This is a genomic window from Bradyrhizobium sp. 192 (assembly GCF_023100965.1).
In the GTDB taxonomy this organism is placed as follows: domain Bacteria; phylum Pseudomonadota; class Alphaproteobacteria; order Rhizobiales; family Xanthobacteraceae; genus Bradyrhizobium; species Bradyrhizobium symbiodeficiens.
This window is the reverse complement of the sequence record NZ_CP064690.1, coordinates 7138640-7161206: the sequence shown is the minus strand read 5'-3', so window position 1 is coordinate 7161206 and position 22567 is coordinate 7138640. Positions and strand designations below refer to the sequence as shown.

21 protein-coding genes and 1 pseudogene are annotated in these 22567 nt (G+C 65.1%); 11 read left to right on the top strand and 11 right to left on the bottom strand.

Annotated features, from left to right (window positions below; translation table 11 throughout):
- Positions 1–53: 53 nt before the first annotated feature.
- Positions 54–896 (bottom strand): SDR family oxidoreductase, encoded by an 843-nt coding sequence (locus IVB24_RS33535; RefSeq protein ID WP_247770678.1) that lies wholly within the window; start codon positions 894–896, stop codon positions 54–56.
- Positions 897–1038: 142 nt separating this feature from the next.
- Between IVB24_RS33535 and IVB24_RS33530 the strand changes: the two genes are divergently transcribed.
- Positions 1039–1791, top strand: coding sequence for an HAD family hydrolase (locus IVB24_RS33530; protein ID WP_247770676.1), 753 nt, complete (start codon positions 1039–1041; stop codon positions 1789–1791).
- A 24-nt stretch (positions 1792–1815) separates the two neighbouring features.
- On the opposite strand, the gene IVB24_RS33525 is transcribed toward IVB24_RS33530, so the two are convergent.
- Positions 1816–2223 (bottom strand): nuclear transport factor 2 family protein, encoded by a 408-nt coding sequence (locus IVB24_RS33525; protein WP_166476042.1) that lies wholly within the window; start codon positions 2221–2223, stop codon positions 1816–1818.
- Positions 2224–2367: 144 nt separating this feature from the next.
- Complete coding sequence (locus tag IVB24_RS33520; RefSeq protein WP_247770674.1) at positions 2368–3057, bottom strand: aspartate/glutamate racemase family protein; 690 nt, start codon at positions 3055–3057, stop codon at positions 2368–2370.
- A gap of 1038 nt (positions 3058–4095) precedes the next feature.
- On the opposite strand from IVB24_RS33520, the gene IVB24_RS33515 reads away from it, so the two are divergent.
- The 4 genes from IVB24_RS33515 to IVB24_RS33500 are packed head-to-tail and all read left to right on the top strand — an operon-like array spanning position 4096 to position 8598.
- The gene (locus IVB24_RS33515) at positions 4096–5757 is read left to right on the top strand and encodes a thiamine pyrophosphate-binding protein (RefSeq protein ID WP_247770672.1); all 1662 of its coding nucleotides are present in this window, start codon (positions 4096–4098) and stop codon (positions 5755–5757) included.
- A 3-nt stretch (positions 5758–5760) separates the two neighbouring features.
- A complete protein-coding gene (locus tag IVB24_RS33510) occupies positions 5761–7026 on the top strand; it encodes an FAD-dependent oxidoreductase (protein ID WP_247770670.1) in 1266 nt (421 codons plus the stop codon).
- A 9-nt stretch (positions 7027–7035) separates the two neighbouring features.
- On the top strand, positions 7036–7779 hold the full coding sequence (locus tag IVB24_RS33505) for an aspartate/glutamate racemase family protein (RefSeq protein WP_247770668.1): 744 nt from the start codon (positions 7036–7038) through the stop codon (positions 7777–7779).
- 39 nt (positions 7780–7818) lie between these two features.
- Positions 7819–8598, top strand: a complete 780-nt coding sequence (locus tag IVB24_RS33500) for an SDR family oxidoreductase (RefSeq protein WP_247770666.1) — start codon at positions 7819–7821, stop codon at positions 8596–8598.
- A gap of 4 nt (positions 8599–8602) precedes the next feature.
- On the opposite strand, the gene IVB24_RS33495 is transcribed toward IVB24_RS33500, so the two are convergent.
- The 3 genes from IVB24_RS33495 to IVB24_RS33485 are packed head-to-tail and all read right to left on the bottom strand — an operon-like array spanning position 8603 to position 12369.
- Positions 8603–9397, bottom strand: a complete 795-nt coding sequence (locus IVB24_RS33495) for an IclR family transcriptional regulator (RefSeq protein WP_247770664.1) — start codon at positions 9395–9397, stop codon at positions 8603–8605.
- A 15-nt stretch (positions 9398–9412) separates the two neighbouring features.
- Positions 9413–11146, bottom strand: a complete 1734-nt coding sequence (locus IVB24_RS33490) for an FAD-dependent oxidoreductase (protein WP_247770662.1) — start codon at positions 11144–11146, stop codon at positions 9413–9415.
- Between the two features lie 8 nt (positions 11147–11154).
- Positions 11155–12369: an ABC transporter substrate-binding protein gene (locus tag IVB24_RS33485; protein WP_094977159.1), complete on the bottom strand. Its 1215-nt coding sequence runs from the start codon at positions 12367–12369 to the stop codon at positions 11155–11157.
- A 206-nt stretch (positions 12370–12575) separates the two neighbouring features.
- Between IVB24_RS33485 and IVB24_RS33480 the strand changes: the two are divergent.
- A pseudogene (locus tag IVB24_RS33480) lies at positions 12576–13044 on the top strand (fumarylacetoacetate hydrolase family protein).
- Between the two features lie 61 nt (positions 13045–13105).
- On the opposite strand, the gene IVB24_RS33475 reads toward IVB24_RS33480, so the two are convergent.
- The 4 genes from IVB24_RS33475 to IVB24_RS33460 are packed head-to-tail and all read right to left on the bottom strand — an operon-like array spanning position 13106 to position 16419.
- Positions 13106–13846, bottom strand: a complete 741-nt coding sequence (locus IVB24_RS33475; RefSeq protein ID WP_094977160.1) for an IclR family transcriptional regulator — start codon at positions 13844–13846, stop codon at positions 13106–13108.
- Positions 13847–13868: 22 nt separating this feature from the next.
- Entirely contained in the window at positions 13869–14720 is an 852-nt protein-coding gene (locus IVB24_RS33470) for a CoA ester lyase (RefSeq protein ID WP_247770660.1), read from the bottom strand.
- On the bottom strand, positions 14720–15172 hold the full coding sequence (locus IVB24_RS33465) for a MaoC family dehydratase (RefSeq protein ID WP_011089535.1): 453 nt from the start codon (positions 15170–15172) through the stop codon (positions 14720–14722). Before IVB24_RS33465 ends, IVB24_RS33470 begins: the two co-directional genes overlap by 1 nt.
- 44 nt (positions 15173–15216) lie before the next feature.
- Entirely contained in the window at positions 15217–16419 is a 1203-nt protein-coding gene (locus IVB24_RS33460; RefSeq protein WP_247770653.1) for a CoA transferase, read from the bottom strand.
- 220 nt (positions 16420–16639) lie between these two features.
- Between IVB24_RS33460 and dctP the strand changes: the two genes are divergently transcribed.
- Genes dctP through IVB24_RS33435 form a run of 5 tightly spaced genes read left to right on the top strand, consistent with a single transcriptional unit; the run spans position 16640 to position 22023 of the window.
- Positions 16640–17668 carry a TRAP transporter substrate-binding protein DctP gene (gene dctP, locus IVB24_RS33455; RefSeq protein WP_247770652.1) on the top strand — a complete coding sequence of 343 codons (1029 nt, stop codon included), beginning with the start codon at positions 16640–16642 and terminating at the stop codon, positions 17666–17668.
- A gap of 36 nt (positions 17669–17704) precedes the next feature.
- On the top strand, positions 17705–18259 hold the full coding sequence (locus tag IVB24_RS33450) for a TRAP transporter small permease (protein WP_247770650.1): 555 nt from the start codon (positions 17705–17707) through the stop codon (positions 18257–18259).
- Between the two features lie 11 nt (positions 18260–18270).
- A complete protein-coding gene (locus IVB24_RS33445; RefSeq protein WP_094977165.1) occupies positions 18271–19560 on the top strand; it encodes a TRAP transporter large permease in 1290 nt (429 codons plus the stop codon).
- A gap of 38 nt (positions 19561–19598) precedes the next feature.
- On the top strand, positions 19599–20765 hold the full coding sequence (locus IVB24_RS33440; RefSeq protein ID WP_140481010.1) for an acyl-CoA dehydrogenase family protein: 1167 nt from the start codon (positions 19599–19601) through the stop codon (positions 20763–20765).
- 13 nt (positions 20766–20778) lie between these two features.
- Positions 20779–22023: an acetyl-CoA hydrolase/transferase C-terminal domain-containing protein gene (locus IVB24_RS33435; RefSeq protein WP_247770648.1), complete on the top strand. Its 1245-nt coding sequence runs from the start codon at positions 20779–20781 to the stop codon at positions 22021–22023.
- A gap of 1 nt (position 22024) precedes the next feature.
- On the opposite strand, the gene IVB24_RS33430 is transcribed toward IVB24_RS33435, so the two are convergent.
- A complete protein-coding gene (locus tag IVB24_RS33430) occupies positions 22025–22561 on the bottom strand; it encodes a hypothetical protein (protein ID WP_247770646.1) in 537 nt (178 codons plus the stop codon).
- Positions 22562–22567 lie beyond the last annotated feature (6 nt).

Genomic DNA, 22567 nt, shown 5'->3' with positions numbered 1-22567 from the left:
CGAAGTCAAGCGCGAGCGGGGGTATGTCTGGGACGCGTCGGAGATGTCGGAACTTATCGTGCTTCGCCTGCGTGCCACAGCGCATCGAGGCCGCGCTGATAGGTCGGGTGGACGAGTGCGACGCCGAGCTCGCGCTTCAGTTTCGCATTGGAAACGCGGGTGCTGCTAGCATAGAAGCTGCGTGCCATCGCCGACATCTCGGCCGTCGCGAAATCCTCTTCCGGCGGCGGCGCAACGCCCATCAGCTCAGCCGCATAGGCGATCACGTCCTGCGGCGGCGCCGGCTCGTCGTCGCAGACGTTCCAGATGCCGCCGCTTCCGTGTTGAATGGCGGCCATGATCGCGCCCGCGATATCGTCGACATGGATGCGGTTGAAGACCTGGCCGGGCTTGATGATGCGCCGGGCCGTTCCCGCCCGCAGCGTCGCCAGCGCGTTGCGGCCGGGGCCGTAGATGCCGGCAAGCCGCAGGATCGCGGCATCGCCAATGTCCATCCAGGCCTGCTCGGCGCCAACCCGCATGCGGGCGCGGTCGAGTGTCGACTGCGGCGGGGTGCTCTCGTCGACCCAGCCGCCGCCGTGATCGCCGTAGACACCGATGGTGGAGAGATAGACGATCCTGCGGCGGCCCGCCGCCAGCACGTCGCCGAACGCCGCGATGGCGGGATCGCCGGTGGTGCCGGGCGGGATCGACACCAGAAGCACGTCGGCGTCACGAACTCTCTCGACCGTCTCGCGTGCGGGGGATCCGCCGGAAAAGCCGTGTACCTCGATGCCGGCGAGGTCATCCCGCTTTGCGGGATCGCGCACCGTGCCGGCGATATGCGAGAAGCTGCCGCCGTGTTGGCGGGCGAAGTGCCGGGCGCTGTAGCCGAGGCCGAGGATGAAGAGCCGCATGCGTCTCCCGTGCAGATGAAAGTTCCCGCGCAAGCTGCGCGTCCTTCGCTCATAAGAGATTTTTGGGTCCGGCAAAAGATATTACGATTTGTCTCGCCTCATGCCCCGGGCGATGTTCGGCTGTCACAGGGAGGCACCGATCATGCGGGCAGAGGCGCCGGCTTTCGCACCGGCGGACGCCAATGAGTTGATCCGGCGTGCGGCCGCGCTGATCTTCGACGTCGACGGCACCCTGGCCGAGACCGAGGAACTGCATCGGCAGGCCTTCAACCACGCCTTCGCCCACTACGGTCTCGACTGGCAGTGGGACCGCGCCCTCTACAAGGACCTGCTGCGGATAACCGGCGGCAAGGAGCGCATGCGCGCCTATCAAGCCCGGCTGGGAGGCGCGGCGCCTCTGCCGGACGCGGACATCGCGGAACTTCACCGCATCAAGACCGTGCATTATGCCGGGCTGGTCGAGACCGGCTGCTGTCCGTTGCGGCCCGGCGTGGCCGAGTTGCTCGCCGCGGCGAAGGCGCGCGGCCAGCGGCTTGCGATTGCGACCACGACCTCGCACGGCAATATCGATGCGCTGCTGTCGCAGGCACTGGGGCCGGGCTGGGCTGCAGGGTTCGACGCCATCGTCGCCGGTGACGACGTCAGGCACAAGAAACCCGCGCCGGACGTCTATCTGGAAACCCTGGCGCGGCTGAAGCTGGGCGCGGCCGACTGCGTCGCCATCGAGGATTCCGCCAATGGGCTGATCGCGGCCTCGCGCGCCCGCATTCCGGTTCTGATCACCCGCAGCTTGTTCTTTGCGGATGATGATTTTTCCGCGGCGCGGTGCGTGCTGGACGATTTGTCGGAACTTGCCGGCAAATCAAAAATGGAAAAACAACCCCATGCACAGTAGGTCACGCCGGCGCGTCGGCCGCGGTCAGTGCACCCGGTGGCTCGCTCTATCGTCTTCAGCCTGCTCGACTATCTGCGCGATCGGGCTCGACTGGTGGTGCACCAGCCGCCACTCGTCTCCGACGCGGCGGAAATGGTTCGCGGCGGCCAGAGCGGTGCCGTCGACGATCTCGATGCAGAGCACGCGGGCGCTGTCGCCGTCGACGATGACCTGCGGCTCGGCGCAGACGATCTGGGGACGCTCCGGGTTCTGCAGGATGTCGCGCCAGCTTCCGATCACGGTGGCACGGCCGATGATGGCCGGCCAACCGGGATGGATGCAGGAAATGGCGTCGTCGGCCGCCCACATCCGTTCCATGCCGTCGAAATCGCCGGTCGAAAACGCGGCGTAAAAGGCCGCGTTGGCGGCGATGATCTTGCTGTCCTTTGCCATCGCTCTCGGGTGGGGCAAGGACAACCAAAAATCAAGCGCGACTTCCGTTCGACTTCGTGTCCGATTTGGACCGCAGTGCAGCATTGCCTGCTCAGTGATCAGGTCGGGACCAGCGTCTCTACGGCTCGCCGCGCACCAAACGCATCACCCGATTGCGAAATCGGCCGCCGTCTCGGCATGAATGGCCGTGGTGTCGAAGGTCTCGACCGAGGTGTCATCAGGGCCGACCAGCATCGTGATCTCGGTGCAGCCGAGGATGATGCACTCAGCGCCGGCGGCCACCAGCGCCGCCATCACCTCCCGATAGCGGCGGCGCGAAGGATCGGCGACAACTCCAAGGCAGAGTTCGTCGTAGATGATGCGGTTCACGTCGGCGCGCGCCTCAGTAGGAGGAACCAGCACGTCGAGATCATGCGCGCGCAGCCGGTCGATATAGAAGTCCTCCTCCATCGTGAACCTGGTGCCGAGCAGCCCGATCCGCCGGTAGCCCTTCGCCCGGATCCGTTGCGCCGTCGCATCGCCGATGTGAATGAACGGAATGGTCACACTGGAGATGATATCCGGCGCCAGCTTGTGCATCGTGTTCGTGCACAGCACGATCGCCCGTGCGCCGGCGCCTTCGAGACGCCGCGCGACCTCCGCCAGGCTAGCCGCCGCCTCGCTCCAGCGGCCGGCATACTGCATCTGCTTGATCGCTTCGAAATCGTAGGAATACAGCAACAGCGGGGCAGAGTGCAGCTTGCCCATGCGATCGCGGACCCGCTCATTGATGAGCTTGTAGTAGAGCGCCGTGCTCTCCCAGCTCATGCCCCCGATCAGGCCGATGGTTTGCATTCCGGTGTCCTCGACGATGTGGTCCGGCCGGACCGTAAACGAAAATGCCGAAGCCCGGTAGCCGTCGCTTGATTGCGGCGGCATGCACCGTCAGGCCTAACCAGCTCAGCGTTCGTAGCCCGGATGGAGCGTAGCGTAATCCGGGGCTGCTCGCCCGGCATCTCCCACCGTCCGGATTACGCTACGCTCCATCCGGGCTACGAGTTCGTGGCTGTGTCGCCCTCTGTCAATCCACGCGCGCAAAAACATTCCACTTTACCGAAATTCGGGTTCGGCGTATGTGTCTCTCATCCTGATCCGGCGAAAGGGGCGGTCGTACGTCGTCACGAGCCGCGGATCGGGGAGCGGTGGACGCGGCAGCGTCGTGCACGAGAGGCGGGGGCAGGGCGGGATGAACCCCGTGAGCTTCAGGCGTCGTGCGGACGAACGGCGCTGATGCGTACGGCCAAATCGCGTGGTCCCGGCTGTCGTTGCTACAGCCAAGCCTTTGCGGAGGTGCGCCGAGCCCAACCGGGCAACGCGCACCATCAATTCGCGGGGCGACGGAGACAACCGGAATTCGTCTCCGGGGAGAGCGCGCCATACGCCGTCAAACATCGCGCAGGGAAGGCCGGATGATCGGCTGCCCTGTGTCTCCCTCGTGCATTGCGTGTGCAATGTGTTCGCACGGGGGTCTTGCGGGTGCCAGCCGGCACCCGGCCTTCCCTGCGCCCTTTCTTCGGAGAGGGCGTGAAGAGGTCAGCAAAACTCGGGCGAAACAAGCCGCGAGATGGTGAAGGTGTGTCTATTGAGCAGAGGTCGTGCCCCGGACGCAGAAGCGCTGCTTCAGCGGTGCGCCGCTAGCCGGGGCCCATCTCGCCGGGGGCTGCGCTCGATCGTTTACCGTCATATCATCGCGAATGGGCGGTCGTGCAAACGGCACCGACGGGCATGACCTCTGCGCAGGCTACCAGGGCCTTTCGACCTTGCGCGCTCTCTCGACCTGTCTTACGCAGTTCCCGAATAACTGCGCATCGCCAGATCCCCGAGGGAGCCGACATGACCATCCGCAACACCCGCACCGGGGGCCAGATCCTGATCGATCAGCTCGTCGCCCAAGGCGTCGAGCGCGTCACCTGCGTGCCGGGCGAAAGCTATCTCGCCGCGCTCGATGCGCTGCATGACAGCCCGATCGACGTCATGATCTGCCGCGCCGAGGGTGGTGCTGCGATGATGGCGGAAGCCTATGGCAAGCTCACGGGGCGGCCGGGCGTCTGCTTCGTCACCCGCGGCCCCGGCGCGACCAATGCCAGCCACGGCGTCCACATCGCGATGCAGGATTCGACGCCGATGATCCTGTTCGTCGGCCAGGTCGATACCGGCATGCGCGAGCGCGAGGCGTTCCAGGAGCTCGACTACAAGGCGGTGTTCGGCACCATGACGAAATGGACGGTCGAGATCGATCGCCCTGATCGCATTCCGGAACTGGTGGCGCGCGCCTTCCGCGTCGCCATGCAGGGCCGCCCCGGACCCGTGGTGATCGCGCTGCCCGAGAACATGCTGACCGAAACCGCCGCCGTTGCCGACGCCATGCGCATCGAGCCGGCCGTGAGCTGGCCGGCGCCGGCCGATATCGACAAGCTTGGCGCGATGCTTGCGGGCGCCAAGGCGCCGCTGGTCATCCTCGGCGGCTCGCGCTGGACGGATGAAGCGACCAAGAGCATCGCGCGCTTTGCCGAGCGGTTTGACCTGCCGGTCGCGACCTCGTTCCGCCGGGCCTCGCTGATCGATGCCGATCATTCGCACTATGCCGGCGATCTCGGCATCGGGCCGAGCCCGGGCCTGAAGGCGCGCATCGACAACGCCGATGTCATTCTTCTCATCGGCGGACGCATGTCGGAAATGCCATCCTCGTCCTACACACTGTTCGACATTCCGACGCCGAAGCAGAAGCTGATCCATGTGCATCCGGGCTCCGAGGAACTCGGCCGCGTCTATCAGCCGGAGCTGGCGATCCAGGCGACGCCCGCGGCGTTCGCCGCCGCCGTCGAGACGTCGAAGCCGTCGGGCGCGGTGGCCTGGAAGGGCGAGGCTGCCAAGGCGCATGCAGATTATCTCGCCTGGACCGAGAAGGCGCGCGAGCTGCCGGGCACGTTCCAGTACGGTCAGGTCATGACCTGGCTGCGCGACCGGCTGCCGAAGGACGCTATCGTCTGCAACGGCGCCGGTAATTATGCCGGATGGATCCATCGTCATCACCGCTTCCACAGCTTTGCCGCCCAACTCGCACCGACCTCGGGCTCGATGGGCTATGGCGTGCCGGCCGCGGTGCTGGCGAAGCGGCAATATCCGGATCGCACCGTCGTCGCCTTTGCCGGTGACGGTTGCTTCCTGATGAACGGCCAGGAATTCGCGACCGCCGTGCAGTACGACGCGCCGCTGGTCGTCATCATCGTCGACAATTCGCAATACGGCACAATCCGCATGCACCAGGAGCGCGACTATCCCGGCCGCGTCGTCGGCACCCAGCTCAAGAATCCTGATTTCGCGATGTACGCGAAGGCGTTCGGCGGCCATGGCGAGCGCGTCGAGCGCACCGAGGAATTCGCACCCGCCTTCGAGCGCGCGCTGGCCTCGGGAAAGCCGTCGATCCTTCACTGCATCATCGATCCGCGCGCGATGTCGGTCGGCAAGGATTTTGCACCCGCGGTGAAAGCTTAGGCGATGTCAGGGAGCCGCCACGTCGCCATCATCGGTGCCGGCGCGGTCGGTGTGATCAGCGCCATTGAGGCGCTGCGCGAGGGCCACCGCGTCACGCTGATCGATCCGGGCGAGCCCGGCGGCGAACAGGCGGCGAGTTATGGCAATGCTGGCTGGCTGTCGTCGCATTCGGTGATCCCGCCGGCCGAGCCTGGCATCTGGAAGAAGGTGCCGGGATATCTGATGGACCCGCTCGGGCCGCTCGCGATCCGCTGGTCGTATTTGCCGAAGGCGCTGCCCTGGCTGGTCAAATATCTGCTCGCGGGCTGGACCGAGGCGCGCGTCGAGAGGATCGCCTTCGCGCTCCGCGACCTGTTGAAGGACGCGCCGCTGCTGCACCGGACGCTCGCCGAGGAAGCCGGCGTTCCCGAGTTGATCGAGCGCAACGGCGTCATGCATGTGTTTCCGTCGCGTGGCAATTTCGACAACGATCTCGGCTGGCGCCTGCGCAAGAAGGTCGGCGTGGAGTGGATGGAGCTCAACGCCGACGAGATGCGTCAGCGTGAGCCCGATCTGCATCTGCGCTACACCTTCGGCGTGGTGGTGGAAGAGGCCGGACGCTGTCGCGATCCCGGTGCTTATGTCGCAGCGCTTGCCAACCATGCGATCGCTGGCGGTGCCAAGCACGTGCGCGCCAAGGCGACCGGCTTGAGGCTGAACGGCGACAAGCTCGTGGCCGTCGTCACCGAGACGGGCGAGATCGCTTGCGATGCCGCGGTCGTCGCCGCCGGCGCGCATTCAAAACGGCTCACCGCATCGGTCGGGGATCCGCTGCCGCTGGAGACCGAGCGCGGCTATCACGTCATGATCGAGCATCCGGAATCGGGTCCGCGCAGCTCGATGATGGCGTCAGATGCAAAGATGGTGGTGAACTGGACCAACAAGGGCCTGCGCGCCGCCGGCACCGTCGAGATCGCGGGCCTCGAAGCCGCGCCGAACTGGAGGCGGGCCGAGATCCTGCGGGATCATCTCTTCAGCATGTTTCCAAAACTGCCGAAGGACATTCCGGCCTCGCGTATCAAGACCTGGTTCGGGCACCGGCCGAGCATGCCGGACGGCATTCCCTGCATCGGACATGCGCGCGCCTCGCGCGACATCGTCTATGCCTTCGGCCACGGCCATGTCGGCCTGGTCGGTTCGGCCCGTACCGGCCGGCTCGTTGCCCAGCTCCTGAGCGGCAAGCCGCCGGAGATTCCGCTGGCGCCATTTGCGCCCGAACGTTTCCTCTGAGGTCGCAGCATGACCGTTTCAGCCAATTCGCCTCTACGTATTGCCCGCGGCGGCAAGGCCATCTATGGCGCGCCGCTCGGCATCCTGATGCTGGAAGCGCGCTTCCCCCGCATTCCCGGCGACATGGGCAACGGCACGACCTGGCCATTCCCTGTGCTCTATCGCGTGGTGAGCGGGGCATCGCCGGAGAAAGTAGTGCTGAAGGGCGCGACCGGTCTGCTGCCCGACTTCATCGATGCGGCCAAGGATCTGGTGCGGCTCGGGGCCGAGGCCATCACCACCAATTGCGGCTTTCTCTCCCTGTTCCAGAAGGAGATCGCGGCGGCGGTCGGAGTTCCCGTTGCGACCTCGTCGCTGATGCAGGTGCCGTGGGTGCAGGCGACCCTGCCGCCGGGCAAGCGCGTCGGCCTCGTGACCGTGTCGGGCTCGACCTTGACGCCGGCCCATCTGGAAGGTGCAGGGGTGCCGCTCGACACGCCGCTGGTCGGCACCGAGCACGGCAAGGAGTTCTTTCGCGTGCTGATCAAGGCCGAGAAGGACGACATGGACGTCGCGCAGGCCGAGCGTGACGTGGTCGAGGCCGGCAAGGAGCTTGTCACCAAAAATCCCGATGTCGGCGCGATCGTGCTGGAATGCACCAACATGCCGCCTTATGCGGCGGCGCTTCAGGCCGAGGTCGGGCTGCCGGTCTACGACATTTATTCCATGATCACCTGGTTTCACGCGGGCTTGCGCCCGCGCGTTTTTGCGTGAACGCGTCCGAGAGATCGTCACAAGTCCTGGAGTGAAGCCATGAAATTATCCGGCAAGGTTGCCGCCATCACCGGCGCGGCGCGCGGCATCGGCAAGGCCTGCGCGAAGAGATTTTTGGACGACGGCGTCAAGGTCGTGATCTCGGACGTCGATGCCGATGGCCTCGCCGCGACGGCGGCCGAGCTCGGACATCCCGACGCCTTGCGCACCGTCGTCGGCAACGTCGCCAGGCGCGCCGACGTCGATCAGCTCGTCGCCACCGCCGTGAAGGAATTCGGCCGGCTCGATATCATGGTGAACAATGCCGGTGTCGCCCGCAATCGCGACATTCTGGAGATCACCGAAGAGGAATTCGACGAGATCATCGGCATCAATCTGAAGGGCGCGTTCTTCGGCGTCCAGGCCGCGGCCAGGCAGATGATCGCGCAAGGCGGCGGCGGGGTCATCATCAACATGTCCTCCGTGAATGCGCTGCTGGCGATCCCGGCGCTGGCGACCTACGCGATGTCCAAGGGAGGCATGAAGCAGCTTACCTCGGTCGCCGCCGTCGCGCTCGCCCCGCACGACATCCGCGTCGTTGCGGTCGGGCCGGGCACGATCCTGACCGACATGGTGGCGTCCTCGATCTACACCTCCGAGGACGCCCGCAAGACCGTGATGTCCCGCACGCCCGCCGGCCGCGGCGGCGAGCCGAGCGAGGTGGCGTCCGTGGTCGCGTTCCTGGCGAGCGACGATGCCTCCTACATCACCGGGCAGACGATCTATCCGGATGGCGGTCGGCTGATCCTGAACTACACGGTGCCGGTGAAGGACAAGTAGGAGGTCACTCCGCCGCGACCGTCATCCCGTAACCCAGCCGCTTCGAGATCCCGCCCGCGCAATCCCGTAAGGCATGCGCGATCGGGCTGTCCCAGCGCGCATCGAACGTGCCTTCCGGGCCCATCGCGGTGATGACCAGCGCGACATGGCCTGAATGGTCGAATACCGGCGCCGAGAACGCGTTGACGCCGGGCAGGGGATCGCCGAGTGCGCGGGCGAGGCCGTGCTTGCGCACCTCGGTGAGCATCTCGGCGAGCTTGGCGCCCTTCAGGGGGCGCTTGGGATTGTAGCCGACGCCGTGACGATCGAGCCCGCTCTCGAGCGCGGCGTTGATCGTCTTTTCCGGCAGGAAGGCCGCAAAGGCCCGGCCGGTTGCGGTCTCGAGCAGCGCCATCACCGAGCCCGCGCGCATGACGATGTGGACGGGCTGGGCCGGCTCTTCGAGCTGCACCACGGTCGGGCCGTGCGTGCCCCACACGGCGAGAGACACCGCGTGTCCGATCTGACTCGCGAGCGCGGCGATCTTCGGCCTTGCGATGCGCACGCCGGAGAGCCGGCGCAGGCTGATCAGGCCGAGCTCCAGCGCCAAGGCGCCGATCTCGTAGCGGCCGGTGGTCTCGTCCTGCTCGATCAGCCCGATGCGGGAGAAGCTGGCGAGATAGGGATGCGCCTTGGCCGGCGACATGCCGGCCTCGCGCGCGAGATCGCGCAGCATCATCGGCTCGCCGCTGCGGGCGAGCGCCCGGAGCAGTTCTCCGCCGACCTCGATCGACTGGATGCCGCGGCTTTCTCTCTTCATGCGCCTCCGATTGCGCTACGCCGCGTCGCGCTTGGCGGCGCTGTCGGCGAGATGACGGCCGGCAATGTAGCCGAAGGTCAGCGCCGGCCCAAGCGTGATGCCGGCACCCGGATAGTTGCCGCCCATGATGCTCGCCATGTCGTTGCCGGCGGCATAGAGGCCGGGAATCACGCGGCCCTCGGCGTCGAGGGCCCGCGCGTTCTCGTCGGTGACGATGCCGGCATAGGTGCCGAGGTCGCCGATCACCATCTTGATGGCATAGAACGGCCCGTTCTCGAGCGGCGCGACGCAAGGGTTGGGGCCGTGCATCGCGTCGCCCTGGTAGCGGTTATAGGCCTTCGAGCCCTTGCCGAAGGCGGCGTCGTGTCCCAGCGGCGCCGTCGCGTTGAACTGCCTGACGGTCTCCACGAAGGCGCTAGCATCGATACCGGCCTTCGCCGCCAGCGCCTCCAGCGTATCGCCGCGCATCAGATAGCCGGACTTGAGGTGATGACCCAGCGGCATCGGGAAGGGCGGCACGCAGCCGAGGCCGTATTTCCGCAGCGTTGGGTGATCGCAGACGAGATAGGCCGCGATCTCCTCGCCGGGCTTGGCGGCCTTGACCATGGCCTGGACGAAGTCGTGATAGGAATTGCCCTCATTGGCGAAGCGTCGGCCGTCGCGCATCACCGCGATCACGCCGGGCTTGGCGCGGTCGATGAAATGCGGCATCACGCCCTTCGTGCCGTCCTTGCGCGTGGTCAGCGACACCGGCACCCAGGCCGCCGCGTTCGGCAGGCGATCCTCGACGTGCCCGCCGGCGGATTCCGCCAGACGCAGGCCGTCGCCGGTGTTGCCGGTCGGGCCGGGCGAGAAATGCTCGTTGCCGGTCGGCGCGTGCGGAAACATTTTTCTGCGCCGTTCGACATCATGCGGGAAGCCGCCGCAGGCCAGCACGACGCCCTGCCGCGCGCGGACGCGCACGTCGCGTCCCTCGCGCGACACGATGGCGCCGGTGACCGCGCCGTTCTCGACCGTCAGCTCGCGCACCGGCGAGGACAGCCACATCGGAATCTTCAGGTCGAGCGCGGATTTCGCGAGGCGCCCGGCGAGCGCATTGCCGTTGGTCAACGTCATGCCGCGGCCATAGCGCAGCACGTCCATCAAGTGCCGCGACAGTCGCTTGGCGACATAGACCGCCGAGGTCAGCGACTTCGTCACCCGCATGAAATGGATGATCTCCTTGCCGCTTCCCAACATCATGCCGAACACGGTGAGCTCGGGGAGCGGCATGCCCAGCGTCTTGACGAGGTCGCCGAGCTCGCGGCCGTCGAACGGACGCGTCACCATGGAGCGGCCTCCTTGCGCGCCGCCGGGCGCCTCCGCGTGATAGTCGGGAAACACCAGCGGCATGTCGAAACGCAACGCGGTCTTGGTGGTGAAGAAATCGACTGCCTCGGGACCGGCCGAGAGAAATGCATCGACGCGTGCAGCATCAAAATTGTTGCCGGCCTCGTGGCGCAGATAGGTGCGAGCCTGCTCCGGCGTTTCCGCGATGCCATAGGCCTTCGCCAGCGACGTGCCGGGAATCCACAGCCAGCCGCCGGAGCGGGCGGTGGTTCCGCCGAAGCGCGGCTCTTTCTCGACGATCAGCACGTCGAGACCGCGATGGCGCGCAGTGATCGCGGCCGACATGCCGGAGCAACCCGATCCGGCCACGAGCACGTCGCACTCGTAAGCCTCAATTGCGCTATGCTCGTTGCCGGTCATCACTCACCTCACTTCTTCAGGAGCGGACATTTGGACTCGGAGACTGGGCGGAAGGCGTCCTCGCCCTTCACGGTCTTGACGATCTCCAGGTAATCCCAGGGCTCCTTCGATTGCGCGGGCGTCTTCACCTTGGCGAGATACATGTCGCGGATGACGCGGCCGTCCTCGCGCAACTTGCCGCCGTGGACGAATGTATCCTCGATCGGCAGCTCGCGCATCTTGGCCATCACCTTGGCGGAATCGTCGGTGCCAGCGGCCTTGATGGCCTTCAGATAATGCAGCACCGAGCCGTAGACGCCGGTCTGGATCATGGTCGGCATCACCTTGGTACGCTCAAAGAATTTCTTCGACCAGGCGCGCGTTGCCTCGTCCATGTTCCAGTACGACGCGGTCGTCATGTAGGTGCCCTGCGCGGCCTTCAGGCCGATCGCGTGCACGTCGGTGTCGAACATCAGGAGGCCGACCAGTTTCTGGCCGCCCTGGACCAGGCCAAACTCGCCAGACTGCTTGATCGCGTTGTCGGTGTCCTGACCGGCATTGGCGAAGGCGACCACGTCGGATTTCGAGCTTTGCGCCTGCAGGGCGAAGGAGGAGAAGTCCGCAGTATTGGTCGGATGCTTGACGCCGCCGAGCACCTTGCCGCCCATCTCGTTGACGAAGCGCGTGGCGTCCTTTTCGAGTTGCTGGCCGAAAGCGTAGTCCGCGGTGATGAAGTACCAGGACTTGCCGCCCTCCTTGATCACGGCGGATGCCGTCACCTTGGACAACGCGTAGGTGTCATAGGTGAAATGCACGGTGTTCGGGCTGCACAGCTCGTCGGTCAGAGAGCTCGCACCGGGACCGGAGAGCAGCGCGATCTTGTTGCGTTCGCGCACCATGTTGTGCACGGCGATCGCGATGCCGGAATTGGGGATGTCGACCACGGCGTCGACCTTGCCGTTGTCGAACCAGCCGCGCACAATCTGCACGCCGACGTCGGTCTTCATCTGGTGATCGGCACTGATGATCTCGATCGGCTTGCCGAGCACGGTCGGACCGAACTCCTCCACCGCCATTTTGGCGGCCTCGACCGAGCCAGGTCCTGAGTTGTCGCGGCCCCAGCTCGACAGATCCGTCAGCACACCGATCCGCACCGCGTCGTCGGAGACTTGCGCGGTCGCCGCTGTGGTCATGGCAGCCGAAGTCATGGCCGCGAGCATGGCGCAGGCGAGATGCCCTCTCATGGTTGTTTCCTCTGTTTATTGGCCGCTTGGCGCGGCTGGCTGGTTCGGAGGTAAATTAGATATAGGCAAACTGGTTTGTCAATGGCGAATGAAATGACGTGGCTTGGTTCGACGATGGCGTGTGACGCCGTTGCGGCATTGGCCTGCGGACCGTTTGGTTAAGAACGCCTCTGAGGAAACGAGTCCCCAAGCGAGGGAACCGAACCATGACGAAGACGTCTCGACGTGACGTGCTCGCTGCCCCGGCCACGATGACCGCGGCGAAGCGGCGCCGGCAGCTGCGCAGGCTGCACCGAGGCCGATCTTTCCGGTGCCGATGGTGACGATCCCGATCGTCGGCGAAAGCCAAGTGTTCCAGGTCCGCCGCATCTACTGCATCGGGCGCAACTACGCCGCGCACGGGATCGAGCGCGGCTCGGATCCGAACCGCGAGCCTCCGTTCTTCTTCCAGAAGCCGACCGATGCGATCCAGAACGTCGCGACCGGCGAGATCGCCGATCATTCCTATCCGTCGCTGACCAGCAACTATCATCACGAGGTCGAGCTGGTCGCCGCGCTGAAATCAGGCGGCACCAACATCCCGGCCGATAGGGCGCGCCGGAAAATGTCGGCCCCGTGGTGAAGGGGGACGTGCTGCTCTGCAAGCTCGACGGCTTGCCGGATATGTCGATGTAGATCGTGTAGTGGCGGCTTTCGTCGCCTCTCCCCGCAAGCGGGGCGAGGGGGCAGCTCTAAGTTACGCCGCTGCTTTCGGTCGCAGCCGATCGACTGTCCGGGCGATCAGTGCGGCCACCTCAGCCACCCTCGGCCCGATCCGGAATTCCGGACCGGCGACGACGACGGACAGCCGGCGGTCGCCGATCGGCAGCGGGATCGCGGCGCCGGCGAGATCGCGGCTGTAATCGGCAAAGCTCTGGCAATAGCCGCGCGCGATCGAGTTGCGCAGCTCGGTCTCCACCGCCTCGATGCTGATCGGCGTCGATGGGCCGTATTGCCTGAACTCGATCTTGCGGTAGACGGAGTCGCGCTCTTCCTGAGAATATTGCAGCAGCAGCGCGCGACCGCTGGCGGTCGCGTGGATCGGCACGCGGTGGCCGATGGTGGCGAAATAGCGGATCGCGGCCGCGGATTCGACGACGTCGATGAACACCGCCATCACGCCGGCCGGCGCCACGATCGATGCGGTCTCGCCGGTCTCGGCGGAGAGATCGGCGATCAGCGTATGCGTCCATTGCGGCAGCGGCTCGACCTCTGAGATCATCCGCGCCATGGCGAGCCATCGCGGCGTCGGATAGAATCCGGCGCGTGGCCGCGGCTCATAGAGATAGCCCTTCTCCGACAGCGTCGCGAGCAGGTTGAAGGTCGAGGAGCGCGGCCAGCCGAAATGATCGGCGATCTCCGCAAGCGTCGCCGGCTTCTTCACTTGCGCGAAGAATTCCATGATCTCCAGGACGTTTGCGGCTTGGCGAACGATCATGGTGGCGTTGCTTCCTGCTTCTCTAGGGCTGGCCGAGGATCTTCTTCGCGGCGCGAAGATGTGGCTTGTCGATCATCTGGCCGTCGAGCCGCAGCGTGCCGGAATTGGGATTGCTGGCGAACGCCGCGATCACTTTCTCCGCCCAGGACCGTTCGGCTTCCGTCGGCGCGAACGCGGCGTTGACGACATCGACGTGCTTCGGATGGATCAGCGCCTTGGCCGAAAAGCCGTCGCGCCGCGCTGCGCGTGTCTCCTGCTCGAGACCTGTGAGGTTGTCGATGTCGGTATAGACGGTGTCGATCGGCGCAACCTCGGCTGCGGCCGCCGCCATCAGGCAGAGATCGCGCGCGAGCCGATAGGGGCTGTGGAACACGCCGCCCGAGGCCTTCTCGGTGGCGCCGAGCGAGGCCGAGAGGTCTTCCGCGCCCCACATCAGGCCGGCGAGGCGAGGGGAGCAGTTCTTATAGCTGCCGAGGCCGAAGATCGAGCTTGCCGTCTCCGTCGCGACGCAGACGATGCGGGTGGTGCCGATCGCGATGCCGGCCGCCGCTTCCAGGGCTTCGAGCCAGGTCGCGACCTTGCGCACGTCGTCGCCGCCTTGCGATTTTGGCAGCACGATGCCGTCGGGCCTGCCGGGCATCACCGCCGCGAGATCGGCCAGTGTCATGCCGGTGTCGAGCGCGTTGACGCGGACATAGAGCTGGTGCTGACCGGGGCGGCCCTTCAGCATGGTCAGCGTCAGCCCGCGCGCCTCTTCCTTCTTCTCGGTGACGACGGAATCCTCGAGATCGATGATCAGCGCGTCGGCCTTGCCTTCGCTCGCCTTCTCGAATTTGCGCGGGGAATCGCCCGGCACGAACAACATCGAACGCATCAGACCGGCCTCTTGTGCATCATCGCCATGCGGCGGCATTTTCCGACGATCTCGTCGTTCTGGTTCAAGGCATGGTGCTCGAACTCGACGATGCCCGCCTTCGGGCGCGATTTGGATTCCCTCAACGAAAGCACCTTCGTCGTCGCCCGCAAGGTGTCGCCATGGAAGACCGGTTTTGGAAAGGTCACGTCGGTCATGCCGAGATTGGCGACGGTGGTGCCCATGGTCGTATCATAGACCGTCATGCCGATCATGATGCCGAGCGTGTAAAGGCTGTTGAAAATGCGCTGGCCGAACTCGGTCTTTTCGGCGAAATGCGCGTCGATATGCAGCGGCTGCGGATTGAGGGTCAGCAGGCTGAACATGGTGTTGTCCATCTCCGTGACGGTCCGGGTCAGCGGATGCCTGAACTCCTGGCCTACGGAAAAATCTTCGAAATAAAGTCCGGCCATCGCGGTTTCCTCCCTGTGTTCTGCGATTTTGGCCAGCGCTGCCGTTACGGCGGCGCGGCCAGGTGAACTGCTTTTTGCTCTGCGAGTTGCTCGATCTCCTCCGTCGAGAAGCCGACCTCGCGCAAGATGTCGCGGCCATGCTGGCCGAGAGTCGGGGCTGGGCCGGCCGGTTCCGGCTGGGTCACGCTCCAGGTGGAGGGCACGCGCATTTGGCGGATGCGGCCTTCCACGGGATGATCGACTGTCCGGAAAAAATCGACCGCATTGAGATGCGGATCGTCCAGAATCGTCTCCAGCGTGTGCATCGGCATCACCGGAATGTCGGCGCGCTCCAGCAACTCGCGCCATTCCCCGGTCGAGCGCGTTGCGAAGATATGGCCGATCTCCTCGTAGATCTCATCGATGTGCCGGGTGCGCGCGGCGTGGTTGGCGAAGCGCGGCTGCTGCAAGAACTCAGGCCGGCCGATCGCCTCGAAGAAGCTGCGCCAGTGCTTGTCGTTGTAGATGAGCACGCAGAGATAGCCGTCGCTGGTCTTGTAGGGCTTTCGGTAGCGCGACAGCAGGCGGGCATAGCCGCCGTGGTCGAGCGGCGGGTCATAGGTGAGGCCGCCCAAATGATCGACCAGCACGAACTCCGCCATGGATTCGAACATCGGCACGTCGATGCGCTGGCCGATGCCGGTGCGTTGCTGGTGCATCAATCCGCCCATGATGGCGTTGACCATCATCAGCCCGACGATGCGGTCAGCGATGGTGACGGGGACATAGCGCGGCGTTCCGTCGCCGGCGGCTGCGAGCAATGTCGGAATCGTGGATGCGCCCTGGATCAGATCGTCATAGGCGGGCTTGGCCGCATAGGGGCCGGACTGGCCGTAGCCGAACGCACCGACATAGACGAGGGCGGGATTGATCGCGGCAAGCGTCTCGTAGTCGAGACCGAGCCGCGCCATGGCCTGCGGACGCACATTATAGACCAGCGCGTTGGCGCGCTTCGCGAGCCGCAGCAGCGCCTCGCGCCCCTCCGGCTTCTTGAGGTCGAGCACGATGCTCCGCTTGCCGCGATTGGCGTTGAGGAACATCCCGCCCATGCCGGGCGTGCGGCCGGGGCCGATTTGGCGGACGATGTCGCCCTCGGGGCTTTCGACCTTGATGACGTCGGCACCCATGTCGGCCAGCACCTGGGTGCCGTAGGGGCCCATCAGCACCGAGGTCAGGTCGAGAATGGTGAAGCCGGCGAGCGGTCCCATGAAGCCTCGTGTGAATTCATATAGGTGGAGTTAGAGTTCAGAAAACGGGAGTGTCAATTCGATGCTTCCTCGCATTGGTGCATGGCCCTATGCATCGTTCATATGCTTGACAGATAAATTCACATATATGTACATTTTCCTCAAGCAAGAAGTGGAGCCGGACGGGCGGGCAGCAAATGGCTGCCGCCTTCCGCGTGAGGGCGCGTCAAGGAGAAGCCAAATGAAGAGGAATTGGGTATGGGTGGCAGCAGCGTTCGCACTCTCGCTGCCGGTCTCGACGCTGTCGGCACAGGCGCTGGAGCTGAAGGTCGCAGACAGCTTCCCCGCCGACCACTATCTCGTCCGCCTGATGCTGAAGCCGTGGATGGACGATGTCGCCAAGCGCACCAACGGCGCCGTGACATTCACGCATTATCCGAATCAGCAGATCGGCAAGGCCACCGACATGCTGCGGTTGACGCAGTCCGGCGTGATCGACATCGGCTACATCGGGCCGTCCTACGTCTCGGACAAGATGCCGCTCTCCGAGGTCGCGCAATTGCCGGGCGCATTCCAGACCAACTGCCAGGGTACGCTGGCCTATTGGAAGGCGGCGCGGGAAGGCATCCTCGCCAAACAGGAGTATGCGCCCAACAAGATCAAGCTGCTGATGGCCGTGGTGCTGCCGCCCTATCAAGTGTGGACGGCCAAGCAGAAGGTCGAGACGATCAAGGACATGCAGGGCCTGAAACTGCGGACCACCGGCGGCGCACAGGATCTGACGGTGCGCACGCTCGGCGCAGTGCCGGTGCGAATGGCCGCGCCCGATGCCTATGAATCGCTGTCGCGCGGCACGATGGACGGGCTGCTGTTCCCCATGGACAGCGTCGTCGCCTATGGCCTCGACAAGCTCGTCAAATACGCCACCGACGGCGTCAGCTTCGGCAGCTTCATCGTCGCCTACTCGATCAATCAATCGGTCTGGGACAAGCTGCCCGACGATGTGAAGAAGGCAATGGACGCGGCCTCGGAAGCGATCACGCCGAAGGCCTGTGCCGAGGTCGACAAAGAGCAGGACGCGACGCGGCAGAAGATGAAGGACCAGGGCATCAGCTTCACCGCGCTCTCCGAGGCGACGCGCGCGGAGATGAAGGAGAAGCTCAAGGGCGTCGCTCAGGAATGGGCGGCCGGGCTCGACAGCCGCGGCAAGCAGGCCTCCGCAACCCTCAAGGAGTTCGACGGCCTGCTCGCCGCGGGCGGCGCCAAGTAGCGCGACACGATCGCAGCGGAAGAGGAGACGCGGGGGATGATCAGGCGGGCAACGGATGTGCTCGGCGCGCTGGAGCGCGCGCTGACGGTGATCGCCGCGATCGCTCTGTTCGCGATCATGGCGCTGGTGGTGGCCGACGTGTTCATGCGTTACGTCCTCAACAGCCCGTTCTCCTTCACCTACGACCTGATCGGGCTTTATCTCCTGGCGGCCGTGTTCTTCCTGACGTTGTCGGATACATTGCGCGTGCATGCGCATGTCGGCGTGGACATCCTGCTGACACGTTTTCCGACGGCGGGCCGGCGCCTCTCGGAAATCGTCACCGCGCTCACCGGACTGTTCGTGTTCGGCCTGATCAGCAAGGTTGGGTTCGAGCGCGCGCTGGAGAATTACGAGCAGCACGACGTGCTTGCCGGCGCCATTGCGTGGCCGACCTGGATTTCGGCCGCGCTGGTGCCATTCGGCTGCGGCGTGCTCGTGCTGCGGCTGGCGCTGCAATTCGTCGGTAACCTCCTCAGCCTCGTCTCCGGGCGTGATCTGTTTCCTTTGCCGCCTGTCAACGAGACCGGCGAAGCCCATTCCTTCGAATAACGGCGGCAGCGATGACAGTCATTCTCGTGCTCGGACTGCTTTTCGTCCTGCTGGCGATCGGCACGCCGGTCGGTTTCGCCATGGGATTTGCCGGCTCGGTCGGCCTGCTCATGGTCGGCGGCACCGGCACGCTGTTCGGCATTCTCCAGACAGCCCCGCTTTCGACGGTGTCGTCCTATGAGTTGATCACGATCCCGATGTTCCTGCTGATGGCGGATCTCGTGCTGCTGTCCGGCGTCGCCGACGACATGTTCAAGACGGCTTCTGCCTGGGTCGGCCGCATTCCCGGCGGGCTCGGCATGGCAACGGCGCTTGCCGGCGCAGGCTTTGGCGCGATCTGCGGCACTTCGACGGCGTCGGCAGCGACGCTGGCGTCGACGAGCCTCCCTGCGATGATCCGACAGGGCTATGAGCCCAAGATGGCGGCCGGCGTCGTGGCCATCTCGGGAACGCTGGCCATGCTGATCCCGCCAAGCGTGGCGCTCGTCATTTTCGGTTTGCTCGCAGAAGTCAACATCGGGCAGTTGCTGATCGGCGGCATCATTCCGGCGATCCTCGTGACGGCAACGATCATGGCGACGATCGGCTTCCTGGTCTGGCAGGATCCTTCGCGAGCCCCGCGCGTGGAGCCGGTGTCGTGGCGGGAGCGGTTTGCATTGCTGTGGCAGGTCGGCCCGATGGTGCTGCTGTTCTCGCTCGTCACCGGCACCATCTATCTTGGCATCGCAACCCCGACGGAGGCTTCGGCCCTCGGGGCCGCGGGAGCGCTGGTGCTCGCCATCGCCAAGGGCAAGGTGACGCCCGGCACGCTCTACCGCGCGCTGCTCAGCGCCAGCCATGGCACCTGCATGATCGTGACGATCCTCGTCGGCGCCTCGATCTTCGGCTACTTCTTCACGCTCACCCACGTGACGCAGGATCTCGTTGCCTGGGTCGGCAGCTTGCCGGCCTCGCGCTGGGTGATCATCACGCTGATCCTGTGCGGCTACATCGTGCTCGGCTCGTTCATGGATCAGATCGCGATCCTGGTCTTGACCGTGCCGATCGTGCTGCCGCTGATCAAGACGCTCGGCTTCGATCCGATCTGGTTCGGCGTCATCAAGATCGTCACCGCCGAGGTCGGCATGATCACGCCGCCGGTGGGGCTGAATTGCTTCATCGTCGCGCGCTATGCCAAGCGGCCGGTGGCGGAGGTGTTCCACGGCACCTTCCCGCATTTCATCGCGCACCTGATCGCGATCGCGATTTTGGTGGCGTTTCCGTCTATCATCCTCTGGCTACCATCGCAGATGGGGCGCTAGGATCGGAGCTCGCGGCTCCCAAAAAGGAGATCAAGAACGTGGATTTCGCGCTCACCGATCAGCAGGAAGCCATTCGCGACGCCATCGCCAAGATCTGCGAAGGCTTTCCGGATGCCTATTGGCTGAAGAAGGACCACGACGGCGGCTTCCCGCACGATTTTCACAAGGCACTTGCCGACGCCGGCTGGCTCGGCATTTGCGTGCCGGAGGAATATGGCGGCTCGGGGCTCGGCATCACCGAAGCCGCGATCATGATGCGCACCATCTCCGAATCCGGCGCCGGCATGTCCGGTGCCTCTGCGGTGCACATCAACGTGTTCGGGCTCAATCCCGTCGTCGTGTTCGGCACCGAGGAGCAGCGCAAGCGCATGCTGCCGCCGATGGTCGAGGGCCGCGAAAAGGCCTGCTTCGCCGTCACCGAGCCCAACACCGGCCTCAACACCACGCAGCTGAAGACCCGCGCGGTTGCCAAGAACGACCGCTACATCGTCAACGGCCAGAAAGTGTGGATCTCCACCGCGCAGGTCGCGCACAAGATCCTGCTGCTCGCGCGGACCACGCCGCTGGAAGAAGTGCGCTCGCCGACCCATGGGTTGAGCCTGTTCTACACCGATTTCGATCGCAACAGGATCAAGGTCCACGAGATCGAGAAGATGGGCCGCAAGGTGGTCGATTCCAACGAGTTGTTCTTCGAAGACTTTGAGATTCCGATGGAGGACCGCATCGGCGAAGAGGGCAAGGGCTTCCAGTACATCCTCGAAGGCATGAACCCGGAACGCATTCTCATTGCGGCGGAAGCGGTCGGCCTAGGAAGAGTCGCGCTGTCGCGCGCCACCGAATACGCCAAGACGCGCGTTGTCTTCAATCGCCCGATAGGCAAGAACCAGGGCATCCAGCATCCGCTCGCGGTGAACTGGATCGAGCTCGAGGCCGCCTGGCTGCTGGTGATGCAGGCAGCCTGGCAATACGACAAGGGCTTGCCCTGCGGCGCTGGCGCGAATGCGGCAAAGTATTTCGCCGGTGAGGCTGGTTACCATGCCTGCGAGCAGGCGGTGATGACCCATGGCGGCTTCGGCTATGCCAAGGAATTCCACGTCGAGCGCTATTTGCGCGAAGTGCTGATCCCGCGCATCGCGCCGGTCAGCCCGCAGCTCGCGCTCAGCTTCATCGCCGAAAAGGTGCTGGGCCTCGCCAAGTCGTATTGAGCTCACGCCCGCAATGTCCGTGGACTCGCCGCCGATCGACTTCTACGGCCTGATCCGCGAGGGCGATCTCGTGGTGTGCGGGCAGGCGACGGCGGAGCCTGTCACGCTGACCGAAGCGCTGATGGCGCAGGCGGCGCAGCTTCCGTCGTTTCGCATGATGATCGGGCCGGTGTTCTCGGAGACGTTCTCCGCGTCGTGCGCACCCAACGTGGCATTCCAGAGCTACGGCGTGATCGGCAATGCGCGGCGGCTCGCCAGGGCCGGACGGCTCGAAGTCATCCCGAGCAACTACAGCGCCTTTTGTGGCGACTTCGCCGCCCACCGCCACAAGGCCGATGTCGTTCTGGTGCAGCTTGCGGAAGCCGGTGACGGCCGCTTGAGCGCGAGCCTCTCCAACGACTACGTCATTGACGCCGCCCGCGCTGCGCGCCTCGTCATCGCCGAGATCAATCCGGATGCGCCTTTTACGTTCGGCGCGGAATGGCCCGAGGGCTTGCCGATCCACATGCGCGTGGCCGCGCGCCGGTCACCCGTCGAGCTGGCTTCGACGCCGCCGGACGACGTCTCCCGGCGCATTGCGGCGCATGCGGCGAGCCTGATCATCGACGGCAGCACGCTTCAGTTCGGCGTCGGCCGGATTCCGGACGCAATTCTCTCGTCGCTGTCGCACCTGCACAATCTCGGCATCCATTCCGGCCTGATCAACGACGCCGTCGTCGATCTGATCGTGTGCGGCGCGGTGACGAACGCAAAAAAGGGGATGGATCCCGGCATCACGGTCACCAACCAGGTGATCGGCACGCAGCGGCTCTACCGCTTCGTCCATGAGAACAGGACGATCGCGGTGCGGCCGACGTCCTACACGCACAGCCAGAACGTGCTGGCGCGGCTCAACCGGCTGGTCGCGATCAACTCGGCGCTTCAGGTCGGGCTCGACGGCAGCGTCAATTCAGAGACGTTGAACGGCGTTGCGATCGGCGCGATCGGCGGCCAGCTCGATTTCGTGCGCGGCGCCAATGCCTCTCCCGGAGGAAGAGCCATCATCGCGCTGCCGGCGACGGCGTCAGACGGAACCAGCCGGATCGTCGCCCATGTCGAGACGGTGACGACGCCGCGCGCCGACGTCGATGCCATCATCACCGAATGGGGCATTGCGGAGTTGCGCGGCTGCGGCCTCGCCGAGCGCGGGCGCCGCATGATCGCGATCGCCGCGCCCGAACACCGCGATGCTCTGTCAGCGCAGCTTCGCGGGCGCTAGCTCAGTTCATCATCGCGGCCGTCGGACGCTGGCTCTCGCCGGATCCGATGATCCCGGGAAGGTCCGTCGCCTCGCCGGCGATCATGTGCGACATTTCCCAGAACAGATGGGCGAGGCGGGAGAATACCATGCGCTCGCGTTCGGCAGCAACGGTGCCATCGGGGATCGTGACGGTCTCCAGCCCGACCACCTTCTTGAAATCCGGCCAGATCGTCATCGATTGCGCGATCACGGAGTAGCAGCGCGGATCGTCGTCGCTCTCGTCGGGTGCCGGCGGCAGGCCCGGATACTGGGTCGGCGTGGCGTAGAATTTATAGGCGCCGTAGCCGAGCTTGAGCAGGAATTTTTCGGGCACCGCGACGTCGGCGGCGAAAGACACCAGCCGCGCCTCGCTCAACACGTCCGGGTCGATCGCGCTGAGGTCCGATGCGCGGAGTGCCGAGCAGAAGGACAGGTCGCGACGATGCTCGCGGAGCAGATTGGCCAGCGGCTGCTGCTGTTGCACGGTGTCGGTGAGCAGGATGATGGTCTTGAGCATTTCTGG

Coding starts and splice junctions, on each gene's coding strand:
- IVB24_RS33535 (WP_247770678.1), bottom strand. CDS start 896: ATGCGGCTCTTCATCCTCGGCCTCGGCTACAGCGCCCGGCACTTCGCC.
- IVB24_RS33530 (WP_247770676.1), top strand. CDS start 1,039: ATGCGGGCAGAGGCGCCGGCTTTCGCACCGGCGGACGCCAATGAGTTG.
- IVB24_RS33525 (WP_166476042.1), bottom strand. CDS start 2,223: ATGGCAAAGGACAGCAAGATCATCGCCGCCAACGCGGCCTTTTACGCC.
- IVB24_RS33520 (WP_247770674.1), bottom strand. CDS start 3,057: ATGCAAACCATCGGCCTGATCGGGGGCATGAGCTGGGAGAGCACGGCG.
- IVB24_RS33515 (WP_247770672.1), top strand. CDS start 4,096: ATGACCATCCGCAACACCCGCACCGGGGGCCAGATCCTGATCGATCAG.
- IVB24_RS33510 (WP_247770670.1), top strand. CDS start 5,761: ATGTCAGGGAGCCGCCACGTCGCCATCATCGGTGCCGGCGCGGTCGGT.
- IVB24_RS33505 (WP_247770668.1), top strand. CDS start 7,036: ATGACCGTTTCAGCCAATTCGCCTCTACGTATTGCCCGCGGCGGCAAG.
- IVB24_RS33500 (WP_247770666.1), top strand. CDS start 7,819: ATGAAATTATCCGGCAAGGTTGCCGCCATCACCGGCGCGGCGCGCGGC.
- IVB24_RS33495 (WP_247770664.1), bottom strand. CDS start 9,397: ATGAAGAGAGAAAGCCGCGGCATCCAGTCGATCGAGGTCGGCGGAGAA.
- IVB24_RS33490 (WP_247770662.1), bottom strand. CDS start 11,146: ATGACCGGCAACGAGCATAGCGCAATTGAGGCTTACGAGTGCGACGTG.
- IVB24_RS33485 (WP_094977159.1), bottom strand. CDS start 12,369: ATGAGAGGGCATCTCGCCTGCGCCATGCTCGCGGCCATGACTTCGGCT.
- IVB24_RS33475 (WP_094977160.1), bottom strand. CDS start 13,846: ATGATCGTTCGCCAAGCCGCAAACGTCCTGGAGATCATGGAATTCTTC.
- IVB24_RS33470 (WP_247770660.1), bottom strand. CDS start 14,720: ATGCGTTCGATGTTGTTCGTGCCGGGCGATTCCCCGCGCAAATTCGAG.
- IVB24_RS33465 (WP_011089535.1), bottom strand. CDS start 15,172: ATGGCCGGACTTTATTTCGAAGATTTTTCCGTAGGCCAGGAGTTCAGG.
- IVB24_RS33460 (WP_247770653.1), bottom strand. CDS start 16,419: ATGGGACCGCTCGCCGGCTTCACCATTCTCGACCTGACCTCGGTGCTG.
- dctP (WP_247770652.1), top strand. CDS start 16,640: ATGAAGAGGAATTGGGTATGGGTGGCAGCAGCGTTCGCACTCTCGCTG.
- IVB24_RS33450 (WP_247770650.1), top strand. CDS start 17,705: ATGATCAGGCGGGCAACGGATGTGCTCGGCGCGCTGGAGCGCGCGCTG.
- IVB24_RS33445 (WP_094977165.1), top strand. CDS start 18,271: ATGACAGTCATTCTCGTGCTCGGACTGCTTTTCGTCCTGCTGGCGATC.
- IVB24_RS33435 (WP_247770648.1), top strand. CDS start 20,779: ATGTCCGTGGACTCGCCGCCGATCGACTTCTACGGCCTGATCCGCGAG.
- IVB24_RS33430 (WP_247770646.1), bottom strand. CDS start 22,561: ATGCTCAAGACCATCATCCTGCTCACCGACACCGTGCAACAGCAGCAG.